This is a genomic window from Moorena sp. SIO4G3, from assembly GCF_010692305.1.
GTDB classification, from domain to species: Bacteria; Cyanobacteriota; Cyanobacteriia; order Cyanobacteriales; family Coleofasciculaceae; genus Moorena; species Moorena producens_A.
In genome coordinates this window covers 1-15,234 of record NZ_JAAHIG010000221.1, presented here as the reverse complement: position 1 = coordinate 15,234, position 15,234 = coordinate 1, and the positions used below count along the sequence as shown (strand labels likewise).

Here is a 15,234-nt window from a genome sequence, read left to right as displayed (position 1 = left end):
CTTAGGTTTGAGACTTTTGTCATGTCCTAACTGCCCTGGCGACTGCTATACAACTTTCTGTTCCGCCAATCTCCCCATCCCCCCATCCCCCCATCTCCCCATCTCCCCATCTCCCCATCTCCCTATCCAAGCAATCTACTCTCTTTGAATGCAACTCGGTATCAATCCCGTTAATATCCCGGTGGAGGTTGAAAGCCTCCGGTGATTTCGGTCAATGTCTCAGCAATTGCGATCAGTCTCATATCACTACCCCGTCTTCCGACCAGTTGCACACCAATGGGTAAGCCTTTATGGGACTGGCTAAGGGGTAGGACTATGACCGGGTTACCAGCTAAATTAAAAAGTGTGGTGTAAGCACCAATAGCTTTCAGATAAGGAAACTGCTTACCATCTATCTCAATTGGTTCCCCTGATGGGCGATGGGTAAATGCTGCTATTGGAACCACAGGACACAACCAAACATCCCAATCAGATCAGAAGCTTTCTAGATCAGTAATTATACGATGGCGTTTATGAAGAGCATGTTCATACTGTTGTTGATTGATCTCGGATAAACCAAATTCAAATCTGAGAATCTCGCTATAAGTTTCCCTTGCTACAGTAACGTCCAAATTCGGTGGGTTATGTTCCTCAATACAACAGCCTAAGTTTTCTAGAGATAATGCCAATTTATCTAAGCATCTCTTGGTTTCTGTTGATGCTGGAATATCACCAAAACCTGTTGTCCAAGCGTAGCGGTATGCCCGTAAATTCTCTAGTTTAAACTGCTCTGTCGGTATAGGAAGTAACCAATTTTGTTGGGGATCGAGTCCTTGAATTAAGGATAAACACAAGCGCAAGTCTTCGACACAGCGAGCTAAAGGTCCTATGGTTTGTAAATGCCGGATGGTTTTTGGCTTTCCTGGTAGCTCTGGAATATGTCCAAAGGTTGAAACACGATGCTCCGTAGGCTTAAGGCCAAATACACCACAAAAATGCCCAGGAACACGGATAGAACCCCCAAGGTCACTACCTAGTTCCAAAGGGGACAATCCAGCAGCAACGGCGGCTGCACCACCCCCAGTACTACCACCGCTGGTATAGTCGAGATTCCAGGGATTATTTGTTCTACCAAACAGGGGACTATTGGTTTGAAAATCTGCTGTCAGTTTTGGTGTATTGGTCTTTCCCAGAAGAATTGCTCCCGCTGCAAGCAGTCTAGCCACAACGGTAGCGTCTTGAGTTGGGACATAATTAGCTAAAGGTTCGTAGCTACTGGTAGTCCGTAATCCCTTAGTTTCTAAGCTGTCCTTAATGGTTACCGGTACTCCATGTAACCTACCCCAAATTTCCCCTCGTGCTAAAGCGTCGTCAGCGTCTTTGGCTCGTTGATAGGCATTTTCTACATGTAAGGTAATAATGGCGTTTAGTTGAGAATTGTGCAGAGCAATATGCTCAAGATGAGCGTCTAACACTTCCACCGATGAGACAGTGCGATCGCGAATTGCTTTTGCCAATTCAGAGGCCGAAAAAAATACTAAGTGACTCATTAAACTAACAGAGGCTGCGGTTATGCCAGATCCAACCACTGAAGGCAATACTCACTTTATCTCCCCACGTTTACTAAAGGGATTAGAGTACCAAACCCCCATCAGCAAATTTTATGCCGAAGCGACTTATATGAGTCGCCGCACTGAGCCGGAAAGTCTTGATTTTACCTTGGGTGATTCCCATGAAATGCCACTACCAGGTTTTGTAGAAGCCTTGCAGCGTTGGAGTATACCGCAAAATCAAGGTTGGTATGGCTACAAGGGAAATATTCCGGAATCACGGCAGACTGTATCCGCTGCTCTTCAGGATAAACGGGGAATTTCCATATTGCCGGAAGATATTTTTATGACCAATGGTACAGTAGTTGGTCTAGCAATTTGTCTACAAATCCTGGCTGGGGATGGAGATGAGGTAATTATTCTAACTCCACCCTGGTTAGCTTATCGGCGTATGGTTCATCTTACTGGTGCCATGCCAGTGGGTGTGCCTGTGGATACCAACACCTTTGATATGGACCTCGATGCGATCGCATCTGCGATTACAGAACGGACTAGGGCAATAATCATCAATTCACCCCATAATCCCACAGGAAAGATTTTCTCAGCAACAACCCTCGAGGGTTTGGCTGCTATACTCACCGATGCCTCTAGACGTTATGGTAAGCCCATTTACCTAATTTCTGATGAAACCTTCAGCCGGATTGTGTTTGATCACCAGCCTTGTCCTAGCCCTACCCAGTTTTACCCATTTTCTTTCTTGGTATATGGTTACAGCAAGACCTTCATGGCTCCTGGTCAACGCATAGGGTATATTGCTTTACCATCCACTATGCCCAATCGGCAAGAAATCAGGCGAGTGATTGGCATCTTACAACAAAGTTCTTTTGGTTGGTGTTATCCTAGCGTGTTAATGCAGTATGCCCTAGGAGACCTGGAGCAACTAAACCTGAATATCGAGCATTTACAAAAAAAGCGAGATTGGATGGTCAAAGCACTGCGGGACATGGGTTACAAGCTCCGCACCCCTGATGCAACATTCTTCCTGTTGGTGCGCTCCCCTTGGCAAGATGACTGTGCTTTTGCCGAGTTACTGGCCAGTCATGGGGTCTTTGTATTACCTGGAACGCCACAGGAAATACCAGGTTATTTCCGCATCTCCCTGACTGCCAGCGAAGAGATGATTTCCAGTGCCCTGCCCAAATTCCAAGCCGCATTCCAAGACGCGATCGCATCTATTGACACTCCCCAGTCGTCCTGATAGCGATTAGACCTATGCGCAAAAATAAATATGAAATCAAAATCTATCCCTTTTGCCTTTTGCCTTTAGCATGCATGCCTTTTGCCTTTTGCCTTGCTTTGTTGTATTAATGTTTAAGTACAATTCGATAACGAGGCTTACCATTGCGGAGTTTGTCCATGGCCTCATTAACCTGGTCAAATGCAAAGGTTTCGGTAATGGGTTCAATACCATGTCGGCCAGCAAACTCAAGCATATGGGCAATGGTAACCGGACTGCCTGAAGGGCTACCAGAGATAGATTTCTGACCAAAATTTTGGGTCTCAAGCCCCGTCCTTCTAGGACGGCTTTTGATTAAAATGTGATATAATAAACATGTAGCCTAGTACAGGTAGGATTCGTCGGTACTGCCAATTTAAAATAACGACGTAAAGCGATACTAGTACACGAGGAGCGTGCTACCTCGCCAAAACGCATGGATCTTAACGGATACCGAAACACCAGTAAATAACCTTTTAAGACTAAACGTACCGTGGGGCACACGGAAACTGAGGAAACTCAACGCTTAGGGAGACAAGCCCACTGGGGTTAGTTAAATTAGGCTAGATGTTTGGTTTTTAACGGGCATTTGGCTTAAATATTGCCTTTCAGGATAGCTAATTTTAAGGCATGTCGAGGAACTAAGAATCCCCGTTCTTACAGGACGGGGAGTGTCAAATACAGCACTCGCAGGTCATGCAGGACTTAGAAAACCAGCCTAGTCCCACTCGTTGTCCAACTTGGAGCGTGGTCACCTTCTCTCCCAATGCTGCCACGGTACCAACTACCTCGTGACCTGGTATAAATGGATACTGAGTTAGTCCCCACTCGTTATCCAACATACTTAGGTCGCTGTGGCAAATACCACAGTATTCCACATTGATTTCTACTTCCTGTTCCCCCAAAACCCCTGGATCGTATTCAAAAGGCTTCAGTTCTCCACCAGGTTCGTGGGCTGCGTAGGCTTGAATCATTAGTTGAATTTATTTTGTGAATAGACGTCTACATTTATAGCAGTTTTAATTTGGGTGAGGGAGTAGGGAGTAGGGAGTAGCTCATAAGGGTAGGTTTTTTACTTTGACGTCAGGTGTGGGGTGACCGGGTGTGGGGTGACCGGGTGTGGGGTGTGGGGCATAAGAAAGCGATGCAGCGCTGCTCCGAGGCTCCCTTTGGCAAAGTGTTTATTTAGAGATTGTCTGAGAAGTCTCATTTGCTACATTCAAGCCCCCTAAATCCCCCGAGCGAGCAATCCCTCGCTCGGGGGACTTTTAGCAACAAATTGATTCTTGTTCCCCCCAGAATTGGGGGGCTAGGGGGGCAAAATTCAGTATCAAAAAACTTGGGAGATATCCTCTTAGCATAACAAGTACGTAATAGCTATAATTTTAACGTTTTTCAATTACTTTGATTGTTAATTTAATTTGATAAATAAAGATATTATTCTCAAAAAAAAATGAACAATAAAACTTTAAATAACGATATAGGGCTTGTAGGGTGGGCAAAAACATTTTGCTTGTTTTAAGTACTCACAAAATGATGACTTTGCCCACCCTACTGGAATAATCAGCTTGTAGTAGCCCACTACTGAAATAATCAGCTTGTCGGGTGGGCAAAAACATTTTGCTTGTTTTAAGTACTCACGAAATGATGACTTTTCCCACCCTACTGAAATAATCATAAAACTGCGATAAACGCTAGTATTTTATACTTTTTTTGAAGGCAATAACTACTGGAAAACCCACTAATATTGCTATAGCTAGATCTATAGCGTTTATCATAGCTATGAGGTACACATTATTTTTCCCCTATTGCTAGCATGCCTATTGCTAGCATGCCTGCTCCCTGCTCCCTGCTCCCTGCTCCCTACTCCCTGTTATTGTGAATTTTCAGTAAAGTTTTTTTAAAGGTTTGTTAAATCAAAAATGAAGACCGTAATCCTGCTAGTGCTAGGGCGACTTCAATGGTTTTTTGTTAATTTTCAGTAAAATCTTTTTAAAGAGTTTTTGAATCAATCAAGCTGAAATATATTTTTTGATTTAATTAAAAAATTCGGTAGCTGATTGATTACTATGAAACCTCGGATTTCCCCACTGGTGCCAGCAACTAGCATGGTGCTGTATTCTCTACTAGCTGCAACTACGGCATTCGGACAAATTACCCCAGATAATACCCTAGGGAATGAAAGCTCTGTGGTAACCCCCAATGTGACTATTAACGGTGCCCTGGCAGATTTAATTGAAGGTGGGGCGATTAGAGACAGTAATCTATTCCACAGCTTTTCGGATTTTAATGTGGGCGAGTTCGGGCGAGTTTATTTTGCGAATCCTGCTGGAGTTGCAAACATCCTGAGTCGGGTAACGGGAGGTAATGTTTCCAATATTTTGGGAACCCTAGGCGTGTTGGGTAATGCTAATTTATTTGTGATCAATCCCAACGGTATTGTCTTCGGTCCCAATAGCAGACTGGATGTGGGAGGTTCATTTTTTGGGAGTACTGCTGATAGTGTGTTGTTTGAGGATGGCACAGTTTTCAGCACTAAAAATCCCAATGGAAAACCGTTGTTGACCATTAATATACCCTCTGGGTTGCAATTTGGTTCCAATCCAGGGACTATTACTAATCAATCTTTTTTTGGGCTTCAGGTACCAAATGGTCAAACATTGGGGCTAATTGGTGGTGAGGTTACTATTCCTAATGGCGCTCTATTCGCATTCGATGGACGGATTGAGCTGGGGGGTGTTGGTTCTAATGGTGTGGTGAACCTGACCCCAACCGATACTAGTTTTGTGTTGGATTATTCAGCAGTTCAAGCATTCCAGGATATTACTTTGTCCGACGCTGCTTTGGTCATTACCAGTGGGGAAAGTGGTGGGAGTATCCAGGTGCAGGGAGCTAATGTGACTTTACGCGATCGCTCTTTTGTTTTTGCGAATACCGAAGGGGGTGGCAGTGGCGGTGGGATAGTGGTTGAGGCTTCTCAGTTGAGTCTTAAGGGTGGTTCTAGGATAACTGCGGATGTAAATGGCTCAGGGCAGGGCGGAGATTTGACAGTGAATGCCTCTGAATCTGTTGGAGTAATTGGTGTATCGGCTGATGGTACTCTCAGCCTCTTGGGAGCCAGAGTTTTTCCAGGAGTAACAGGAAATGGGGGAGATGTCAGTATTACTACTGGGACGTTAATGGTCTCTGATGGAGCAAGAGTTTCAGTTAACACTGTTGGTGAAGGGGACGGTGGAGATTTGACTGTTAATGCCAACTCTAGTGTTCAAGTGATTGGTACGACAGCCGATATTAGTTTTCCCAGCGGCTTGTTTGCTCGAACTTTTTGGACAGGAAATGCCGGAGATTTAAATATTACCACTGGGAAGTTAATCGTCTCTGATGGAGCATCGGTTTCAGCTAGCACAAGCGGTGAAGGGAACGGGGGAAACTTGAGTGTGGATGCCTCCTCTAGGGTTCAAGTAATTGGTACGACAGCCGATGGTCAGTTTCCCAGTGCCTTGTCTACTCAAACAAATCCACGCTCAACAGGAAATGGTGGAAATTTGAGTATTACTACTGGGCAGTTAATGGTCTCTGATGGAGCAATTGTTTCCGTTAACACTTTTGGTGAAGGAGATGGGGGCAATTTGAGTGTCAATGCCTCCTCTACGGTTCAAGTGATTGGTACCTCAGCCGATGGTCTGTTTTCCGGCTTGTTTGCGAGAACTGAACGCAAAGGAAATGGGGGAGATGTCAGTATTACCACTGGGGAGTTAATGGTCTCTGATGGAGCAGTTGTTTCAGCTGACACTTTTGGTGAAGGGAACGGGGGCAATTTGAGTGTCAATGCCTCCTCTAGTGTTCAACTGATTGGTACCTCAGCCGATGGTGAGTTTCGCAGCGCCTTGTCTGCTGGAACTGAAGGGAAAGGAAATGGGGGAGATGTCAGTATTACCACTGGGGAGTTAACAGTTTCTGAGGGAGCAGTTGTTTCGGTTAGCACTTTTGGTGAAGGGGATAGCGGAAATTTGAGTGTGAATGCCTCCTCTACGGTTAAACTTAGCAGCGACTTGTTTGCTCAAGCTAATCGAGGCTCAAAAGGAAATGCGGGAAATTTGAGTATTACCACTAGGCAGTTAATTGTCAAAGATGGAGCACAAGTTTCAACTGGCACTTTTGGTGAAGGGGACAGCGGAGATTTGACTGTAAATGCCTCCTCTACTGTTCAACTCATTGGTACTGGTACCTCAGCAGATGGTCAGTTTGCCAGCGGCTTGTTTACTCGAACTCTAGGGATAGGAAATGCAGGAGAGTTGAATATTACTACTGGGCAGTTAATGGTCTCTGAAGGAGCAGTTGTTTCAGCTAGCACTTTTGGTGAAGGGGACGGGGGAGATTTGACTGTTAATGCCAACTCTACTGTTAAAGTGATTGGTACCTCAGCAGATGGTAGGCTTGTCAGCGGCTTGTCTACTCAAGCTAATTCAAGAGCAACAGGAAATGCAGGAGATTTAACTATTGCCACTGGGGAGTTAATAGTCTCTGATGGAGCACAAGTTTCAGCTGGCACTTCGGGTGAAGGGGACGGTGGAGATTTGACTGTTAATGCTTCTTCTACTGTTCAACTTAGCAGCGACTTGTCTACTCAAACTCAAGGAACAGGAAATGCAGGAGATTTAACTATTGCCACTGGGGAGTTAATAGTCTCTGATGGAGCACAAGTTTCAGCTAGCACTTTGGGTGAAGGGGACGGTGGAGATTTGACTGTTAATGCTTCTGAATCTGTTCAACTCATTGGTACTGGTACCTCAGCCGATGGTGAGTTTGCCAGCGGCTTGTTTATTCGAGCTAATCGAGAAGCAACAGGAAATGCCGGAAAGTTTTTGAATATTACCACTGACAAGTTAATAATCTCTGATGGAGCAGAAGTTAGTGCTAGAAGTTTTGAAGAGAGAACTTCAGCAGGGGAAGTAAATATTAATGCTAACTCCATCTTCCTTGACAACAATGGAATCATCACAGCACAAACAGCAGGAGGAGACAAAAGCAAGATTAGGCTGGAAGCTGGTGACATCCGACTCCTCAACGAAAGCAAGATTATAACTGACGCTCAGAATACAACCATTGGGGGCAATATATTTATTAATACTGATACCCTAGTTGGTCTCGGAAATAGCGATATCACCGCCAATGCTGACCAAGGCCCAGGAGGTCGTGTTGAGATTAATGCCAAAGGCATCTTTGGTTTAGAATTTCGAGACAGTCCCACTCCAGACAATGACATCACTGCCACCTCCGATAGTGGCCCATCCTTAAACGGTGACGTAATTCTCAACATCTCCCAGATAGACCCCACTTCAGGCTTAAACGAATTGCCAGGAATCCTGGTGGATGCAGAAGCAATCCTAGCCAATGACCTTTGTGGCTTTGAGAATGATCGGATTGCTGGCGGGAGTTCCTTTACCATTACCGGCAAAGGCGGTTTACCACCAACTCCAGAAGATCCAGTGATTAATGCCCACAGAACAGTCAGGTGGCGAACTCGTCCCAGGTTACCCAGCACCAGACAACCATTACAAGCGCAACCGTCAGTGAAACCCCGTCAAGACAAAAAAGTGATTATCGAAGCCCAAGGCTGGGTAATAGCAAAGGATGGCACCATTATTCTGACAGCGCAACCGTTTAACGGGACTCCTGTGGAGCAGATATTTCCCAATCTTGATTGTCATTCGGGAGTAGGGAGTAGGGAGCAGGGAGGAGTAGTGCGTAGGGTGCGTTAGGGGAGGGATTGCCATGATATTCAAGGTCGTAGCCAGTAGCCCCGTAACGCACCATCAAAAGGCTCGCTCTATTCTCTATTCCCTTAATTATTATGAAAAAACTATCATTTGTAATTGCCATCGCATTAACGTGCTTTGTTCCATCCGGGGAAGCCTTATCAAATTCTCCAGCAATCACACCCAATTCCCGATTCCCGTTCCCCTCCTGGGAGGGGTTAGGGGTGGGTTCCGATTCCCGATTCCCGATTTCCGATTCTCCAGAACAACAAGCCCAACACCTCTATGAAACAGGTCAATACCAAGAGGCTATCCCGTTGTTGGAGCAAATTATTACTAACTACAGCGATAGTGGGGACATTATTGGTGAAATTAATTCCTTAGTCAATCTCGCGTTAGTTTATCAAACCTTGGGAGACCTAGACCAAGCTAAACAAACACTATCCCAGGGTTTTAGCCAACTAGAAAAACTTCCTAATCCCAAAGAACGTCAACAATTACAAGCCCAAATACTAGAAGTGCAAGGACAAGTCTACTTATCTCTAGGTCAGGGGGAAAAAGCCTTATCGACTTGGCAGCAAACCAGTGCTATCTATCAAGAAATCGGAGACTTAACTAGATTAACAGAAAGTCAGATTTACGAGGTGCAAGCCTTACGAGTATTAGGGTTGTATAATCAAGCCACTAAAACCTTAACTCAAATCCAGGAAACTCTCCAAAACCAACCGGATAGCATCCTGAAAAGTACCGCCCTCCAATACCTAGGTGATGTGCTGCGCCGAGTCGGAAAATTCCAAGACTCTAAAGCAATTTTACAACAAAGTTTAGCCATAGCGGAAAACTTACGAGATCAGACGTTGATTGCTGACAATCTGCTCAGTTTAGGAAATACCGCTAGATTAAAAGGAGACACAGCAGAGGCAATAGAGTTCTATGAACGGGTTGTGAAGGAATCTCCCTTACCTGATCTTAAGATTCAAGGGCAATTAAATCAACTGAGTGTATTGATATCTAAACAAGAGATATCTAAACAAGAGTGGTCACAAGCTAGAGCATTATTGCCAGCTATAGAGTATACATTAACCACATTATCTCCCAGTAAAACAGCAATCAATGCTAGAATTAATCTAGCCAAAACTCTGTCAAAAACTAAAAACTACCAACTCACAACTCCCAACGCCCTTGCTACTCATCTCGCTGATGCTATTAAGCTGGCTAGGAATTTGGGAGATAAACGAGGGGAAGCTGAAGCTATTGGTAACTTGGGCAGGTTATACGAACAGCAATCACGTCTTGAGGAAGCGGAAAACTTAACCGAAAAAGCGTTACTAATTGCTCAAGAAATCCAGGCTCCCGATTTAGCCTATCAATGGCAATGGCAACTGGGCAGAATCCTGAATCTAAAACAGGATCAGAAAAACGCGATCGCTGCCTATTCTCAATCGGTACAAACCCTCCAATCTATCCGTAGCGACCTAGTCGCCATTAGTAGCGATATTCAGTTTGGGTTTCGAGAAAGCGTTGAACCAGTCTACCGAGAATTAGTAGGACTACTCCTAGAACCCAATGCATCTCAAGAAAACCTCAAACAAGCACGAGATGTAATTGAATCCCTACAACTAGCAGAACTAGACAACTTCTTTCGGGATGCTTGTTTAGATGCTAAACCCGTTAATATCGACGAAATTGACCCCAACGCTGCTATCTTCTATACCATTATCTTACCAGACCGCTTGGAAGTAATTGTCACTTTGCCCGGACAACCCCTGCGCCAGATCACCACTAACTTACCTCAAGCAGAAATAGAAAAACTACTGGCTTCGGTAAAGATAAATATTACTAGCCCTTGGCGAGTGCTGAGAAAGGACAACTTACAAACAATACACGACTGGTTAATCGGTCCGATTGAAGCAGAATTAGCCAAGAGTAATATCTTCACCCTAGTATTTATACCAGATGGGGCTCTGCGCGATCTTCCCATGTCGGTGCTTTATGACGGAGAAGACCATTTAATTGAGAACTATAATATTGCCGTAGCACCTAGTTTACAATTAATCGACTCTAAAGCTTTAGTCAGACAAAACGTTTCAGTTCTCACTGCTGGAGTGACGGAAGTTCGTCCCCATCGTCCTAATTTCGGAGCACTTCCTGGGGTGAAAGTGGAATTAGAGAATATCAAGGGTCAAATTCCTTCATTGATTCTACTCAATGAGTCCTTTACTGAATCCAACTTTAATACAGAAGTTAATACCTCTAGTTACGAAATTGTTCATCTCGCCACTCATGGTGAATTTAGTTCAGTAGCGGAAGAAACGTTTCTGCTGACCTGGGATGACGTGATTAATCTCAATGAGTTAAATACTCTGATCTCAGCGGATCAAAAGCAAGAAAATCCCATTGAATTACTCGTCCTCAGTGCTTGTCAGACAGCCGCAGGAGACTCCCGAGCCGCGTTGGGCTTGGCTGGTATCGCCGTGCGTGGGGGGGCACGCAGTACCCTTGCCAGTCTCTGGACTGTGGACGATCTAGCCACTACAGAGTTAATGACTCGGTTCTATCAGAGGTTAGCCACAGGCCAGGTTACCAAGGCAGAAGCTTTGCGACAAGCTCAACAGGAGCTGTTGCAGAGCGAGGCATTTAATCACCCCCTTTACTGGTCGGCTTTTATTTTGCTGGGAAATTGGTTGTGAGCAGGAGGGAGTAGGGAGTAGGGAGTAGGGTGTAGGGTGTAGGGTGTAGGGTTTAGGGAATCGGGAATCGGGAATCGGGAATCGGGAATCGGGAATCGGGAATCGGGACTACTTATGATATATCGACAGACAAAAGTACTAATCGGTGGTGTGAATGCCACAGGATCAATCTTCGTCTAGAATATCAGGGGTAAAAGGACAATCCTGGGGGAAGCAAGTAGATGGATAATCCTTGCTAACCACTTTTAGTGGATATCTGTAGCAATTATAAAAGACCGATTCAAGATAAGGCTTGAGACTGGGAGATTCAGACAACAAAAGATTAATCTGTTCTCTGTGCTCATTGATCGTTTTTTCCCAACCTCGATAATCAGGCTCTGAATTCACGTACTGCCTTTTAAGCAAGTGTTCCATCAAAACCTTAAGTCGGCTCTGAATCTCTCGTTTATCGGATCGTCCCAAGGTGGCTATTTCCTCAATTAAATTCTCTATATCCAACTCATCAAAGTTTCTTGTTTTAAGTTGCTGACAAGTTATATCAGTCCACAAAACAAAATCCTGATTATACAAGTCACTATTACTCATTATTTGTTCATTATTTTAGAGTTTTTGGAACAATCACAGATTTTTTAAGTATCCGTGCTAAGCGAACAACCTTGGCCAAAAGGCCACGCGTGCGCGTTCAACCTTGGCCAAAAGGCCACGCGTGCGCGTTCAAACTTGGCCAAAAGGCCAAGCTTGTGGCCTACGGCCTCCCCTGCGCGAACGCGAACAACCTTGGCCAAAAGGCCACGCGTGCGCGTTCAACCTTCAACCAACAAACCTTCAACCAACAAACCTTCAACCTATGAATTAACCTTGGCCTTTGGCCACGCGTTCGCTGAAAGCGGGACGAAGTCCATCGCATTCAACTATCAAAAGGTAACCACACTCCGAATCGACTCACCCTGATGCATCAAATCGAAGGCATCATTAATTTGTTCTAAGGGCATGACATGGGTAATCATGTCATCAATATTAATCTTACCTTCCATATACCAATCTACGATTTTAGGAACATCCGTGCGTCCTTTAGCTCCCCCAAAAGCTGTACCTCGCCAGACCCGTCCGGTCACCAGTTGAAAAGGTCGAGTATTGATTTCTTCTCCAGCACCGGCGACACCGATAATAATAGATTCACCCCAACCTTTGTGGCAACATTCTAGAGCTTGGCGCATCACCTTAACATTACCAATACACTCGAAACTATAATCAGCGCCCCCTTTAGTTAAGTCAATAATGTAAGGGACTAAATCGCCCTCTATTTCATTAGGATTGACAAAATCCGTCATGCCGAATTTTTCCGCAAGTTGTTGTTTTTTAGGATTAATATCAACACCTACAATTTGGCTAGCACCCACCATCCGTGCGCCTTGAATCACATTCAAACCAATTCCCCCAAGTCCAAATACCACCACTCTCGAACCTGGTTGAACTTTAGCGGAATTGATCACAGCACCAATACCGGTTGTAACTCCGCAACCGATGTAACAAACTTTATCAAAGGGAGCATCTTTGCGGATTTTTGCTACTGCGATTTCTGGCAGTACGGTATAGTTAGCAAAGGTGGATGTGCCCATGTAATGATGGAGCATTTTGTCATTGACAGAGAAGCGACTGGTACCATCGGGCATTAAACCACGTCCTTGGGTATTCCGAATTGCCTGACAGAGATTGGTTTTACCACTTAAACAGTATTCACACTGACGGCACTCAGGGATATAGAGGGGAATCACATGGTCTCCTACCTCGACGCTAGTCACCCCTTCACCCACCTCAACCACTACACCTGCTCCCTCATGTCCTAGAATGGCTGGAAATAGTCCTTCTGGATCTGCGCCAGACAGGGTATAGGCATCGGTATGGCATACTCCGGTTGCTTTAATTTCCACCATCACCTCACCCGCCTTAGGTTCCCCTACCTGAACCGTTTCAATGGATAAAGGCTTGCCTGCTTCAAAAGCTACTGCGGCTTTGACTTCCACAATCAACTCCTACTTGGTTGTATCAACTGACCTATTTTATTGAACTATTCTGGCTTTGGATAGCAAACAAAAGACCAGGTCCATAGCATTTTTACCTGATCCGAAGTTTCCGATTCCCGATTCCCGATTCCCGATTCCCAATTCCCGATTCCCGATTCCCGATTCCCTAAAACCCACAATATACTTCACCGATTGCTCTCAAGCCGACCGGCGTTAATGAGCGATCATATTATTGTACAATTAAAAAAACAACAAATAGTATAATTTTTCCCAATTTTTGGGGTAATTGACGGAATAAAAACTCATGGCAGCTGAACGAATTGTCATCTTATCCAGTAGAGAAATAGCTAAAATGCGTCTTGCTGGACGCTTAGCCACTGCACTGTTAGACCATTTAGAACCCATGGTTAAGCCAGGGGTAAGCACCCTAGAGATTAATGATGAAGCGGAACGCTGGACAAAAGAGCATGGGGCAATCAGTGCTCCCTTAGGTTATCAGGGCTTTCCTAAATCTATCTGTACTAGTATCAATGAAGTTGTCTGTCACGGTATCCCTAACGGTAAGCAAATCCTTAAAGATGGGGACATCATTAATATTGACGTAACACCAAAGCTGGATGGATATCACGGGGATACCTCTAGAACCTTTTTTGTTGGTACCCCCTCACCCCTAGCAAAAAAGCTGGTGGAAGTTACTGAAGAGTGTATGATGCGTGGTATTGCTGAGGTCAAGCCAGGAGCAAGAGTTGGCGATATTGGTGCTGCTATCCAAGAGTATGCCGAGTCCAACGGCTTTTCCGTAGTGCGAGACTTTGTTGGACACGGGATTAGCAAGATTTTCCATACAGCTCCCCAAATTCCTCACTATGGCACTAGAGGGAAAGGAAAACGCCTCCGGGCTGGTATGGTTTTCACTATCGAGCCAATGATTAACGAAGGTACCTACGAAGTGGAAATTCTAGCTGATAAGTGGACAGCTCTAACAAGCGATCGCAAACTTTCTGCCCAATTTGAACACACTGTAGTGGTCACTGCTGACGGCGTAGAGATTCTGACCTTGCCAGAACAGGAAATCCAGAGCAAATCGGCTTAAGTGCCATTAGTCATTAGTCATTGGTGCTTGGTAATTCGTGCTTGGTGCTTTCTACTTGATGCTCGGTAGCTGCCAGGAGACCTGATGTTTGTCAATCTGTTAATCAATTTGGGAAAAGCACTAATCACCAAGACCAAACTCAAAGCACTAAGGAGTGACATACTCCCACACTGAATCAGAGATTACAGTGTGGGCTTCTTGCCAACTCCACCCAACGGTATCGGCTTTCGCCGACGCTGCGCGAACGGATACTCGGCAAGCTTTATTGACGACACGGGATGCCCCTCCGCACCGGAACAATACAATAAGTTCTATTTTTAAGCACGTAGGTGGCGGTTAGCTCTTAATTTGTTTTCCCTACTATTTTTAGTATAACGTTTTTCAGGCTGTTGATCAAAGTTCCAGCTCCGCGATTCATCCCTGGAGACGAAACCTTAGGACAGTGGAGCCTTTATGGTTGACAGGCTATGGGAAAAAGGTTAAAACTTATTGATTAAGGCTCCACTGTCCTTACGGTAACTTTAAACACTCATGCTGCGAATTTTCGTTGTGGGGCTTCTCGCGGTCTTAGCTAAAGACTAAGGGCTAAAGAGTAAGGATTAATTAATATGGACATTTAATGAAAATCGAGCTTAAACTGTGAGATATAGGCAGTAAAAGCAGGCACACTATCTAGGTAACAATTCTTAAGAGTATTTCTAAAGAATGCTAGCCTCCTGCTCAGGAAATTAGCAAGTGGTGAACCCTCTGATGGGTGACACCGCCGTTTTGCTGTGTTCTTAAGCGTTTTGGGTAATCCTAAATTATGGCAACTCTATACGTCAATCCAGCTACTGGAAGTGATAGCGCTGATGGTAGCGAAT

The 15,234-nt window shown here is 44.8% G+C and carries 12 protein-coding genes; 5 read left to right on the top strand and 7 right to left on the bottom strand.

The window, feature by feature from the left end:
• Nucleotides 1-170: 170 nt before the first annotated feature.
• Together F6J99_RS29285 and F6J99_RS29280 are read right to left on the bottom strand one after the other, a co-directional pair.
• Nucleotides 171-455 carry an amidase family protein gene (locus F6J99_RS29285; protein WP_293118074.1) on the bottom strand — a complete coding sequence of 95 codons (285 nt, stop codon included), beginning with the start codon at nucleotides 453-455 and terminating at the stop codon, nucleotides 171-173.
• Nucleotides 456-473: 18 nt separating this feature from the next.
• Nucleotides 474-1,529 (bottom strand): amidase, encoded by a 1,056-nt coding sequence (locus F6J99_RS29280; RefSeq protein ID WP_293118072.1) that lies wholly within the window; start codon nucleotides 1,527-1,529, stop codon nucleotides 474-476.
• 22 nt (nucleotides 1,530-1,551) lie between these two features.
• On the opposite strand from F6J99_RS29280, the gene F6J99_RS29275 reads away from it, so the two are divergent.
• A complete protein-coding gene (locus F6J99_RS29275) occupies nucleotides 1,552-2,787 on the top strand; it encodes an aminotransferase class I/II-fold pyridoxal phosphate-dependent enzyme (protein ID WP_293118069.1) in 1,236 nt (411 codons plus the stop codon).
• A gap of 692 nt (nucleotides 2,788-3,479) precedes the next feature.
• Here F6J99_RS29275 and F6J99_RS29270 read toward each other — a convergent pair.
• Nucleotides 3,480-3,779 carry an alcohol dehydrogenase catalytic domain-containing protein gene (locus F6J99_RS29270; protein ID WP_070391325.1) on the bottom strand — a complete coding sequence of 100 codons (300 nt, stop codon included), beginning with the start codon at nucleotides 3,777-3,779 and terminating at the stop codon, nucleotides 3,480-3,482.
• Between the two features lie 1,119 nt (nucleotides 3,780-4,898).
• Here F6J99_RS29270 and F6J99_RS29265 point away from each other — a divergent pair.
• On the top strand, nucleotides 4,899-8,567 hold the full coding sequence (locus F6J99_RS29265) for a filamentous hemagglutinin N-terminal domain-containing protein (protein ID WP_293118065.1): 3,669 nt from the start codon (nucleotides 4,899-4,901) through the stop codon (nucleotides 8,565-8,567).
• 92 nt (nucleotides 8,568-8,659) lie between these two features.
• Entirely contained in the window at nucleotides 8,660-11,254 is a 2,595-nt protein-coding gene (locus F6J99_RS29260) for a CHAT domain-containing protein (protein ID WP_293118062.1), read from the top strand.
• Here the strand turns inward: F6J99_RS29260 and F6J99_RS29255 are convergent.
• The 3 genes from F6J99_RS29255 to F6J99_RS29245 form a co-directional block, all read right to left on the bottom strand.
• On the bottom strand, nucleotides 11,215-11,415 hold the full coding sequence (locus tag F6J99_RS29255) for a hypothetical protein (RefSeq protein ID WP_293118059.1): 201 nt from the start codon (nucleotides 11,413-11,415) through the stop codon (nucleotides 11,215-11,217). The two genes, F6J99_RS29260 and F6J99_RS29255, sit on opposite strands and share 40 nt — an antisense overlap.
• Nucleotides 11,416-11,419: 4 nt before the next feature.
• Nucleotides 11,420-11,839 (bottom strand): DUF29 domain-containing protein, encoded by a 420-nt coding sequence (locus F6J99_RS29250; RefSeq protein WP_293118056.1) that lies wholly within the window; start codon nucleotides 11,837-11,839, stop codon nucleotides 11,420-11,422.
• A 329-nt stretch (nucleotides 11,840-12,168) separates the two neighbouring features.
• Nucleotides 12,169-13,281 carry an S-(hydroxymethyl)glutathione dehydrogenase/class III alcohol dehydrogenase gene (locus F6J99_RS29245; protein WP_365974431.1) on the bottom strand — a complete coding sequence of 371 codons (1,113 nt, stop codon included), beginning with the start codon at nucleotides 13,279-13,281 and terminating at the stop codon, nucleotides 12,169-12,171.
• Nucleotides 13,282-13,333: 52 nt separating this feature from the next.
• Here F6J99_RS29245 and F6J99_RS29240 point away from each other — a divergent pair, with 52 nt between their 5' ends.
• Nucleotides 13,334-13,495 carry a hypothetical protein gene (locus tag F6J99_RS29240; RefSeq protein WP_293118053.1) on the top strand — a complete coding sequence of 54 codons (162 nt, stop codon included), beginning with the start codon at nucleotides 13,334-13,336 and terminating at the stop codon, nucleotides 13,493-13,495.
• An 87-nt stretch (nucleotides 13,496-13,582) separates the two neighbouring features.
• Entirely contained in the window at nucleotides 13,583-14,371 is a 789-nt protein-coding gene (gene map, locus F6J99_RS29235) for a type I methionyl aminopeptidase (protein ID WP_070391333.1), read from the top strand.
• 147 nt (nucleotides 14,372-14,518) lie between these two features.
• Here map and F6J99_RS29230 read toward each other — a convergent pair whose 3' ends face one another.
• Nucleotides 14,519-14,671 carry a hypothetical protein gene (locus F6J99_RS29230; protein WP_293118050.1) on the bottom strand — a complete coding sequence of 51 codons (153 nt, stop codon included), beginning with the start codon at nucleotides 14,669-14,671 and terminating at the stop codon, nucleotides 14,519-14,521.
• Nucleotides 14,672-15,234 lie beyond the last annotated feature (563 nt).

Bases quoted from the DNA above. Each gene is read 5' to 3' on its own strand.
- F6J99_RS29250 (WP_293118056.1), bottom strand. From the start codon at position 11,839: ATGAGTAATAGTGACTTGTATAATCAGGATTTTGTTTTGTGGACTGAT.
- F6J99_RS29275 (WP_293118069.1), top strand. From the start codon at position 1,552: ATGCCAGATCCAACCACTGAAGGCAATACTCACTTTATCTCCCCACGT.
- map (WP_070391333.1), top strand. From the start codon at position 13,583: ATGGCAGCTGAACGAATTGTCATCTTATCCAGTAGAGAAATAGCTAAA.
- F6J99_RS29280 (WP_293118072.1), bottom strand. From the start codon at position 1,529: ATGAGTCACTTAGTATTTTTTTCGGCCTCTGAATTGGCAAAAGCAATT.
- F6J99_RS29270 (WP_070391325.1), bottom strand. From the start codon at position 3,779: ATGATTCAAGCCTACGCAGCCCACGAACCTGGTGGAGAACTGAAGCCT.
- F6J99_RS29260 (WP_293118062.1), top strand. From the start codon at position 8,660: ATGAAAAAACTATCATTTGTAATTGCCATCGCATTAACGTGCTTTGTT.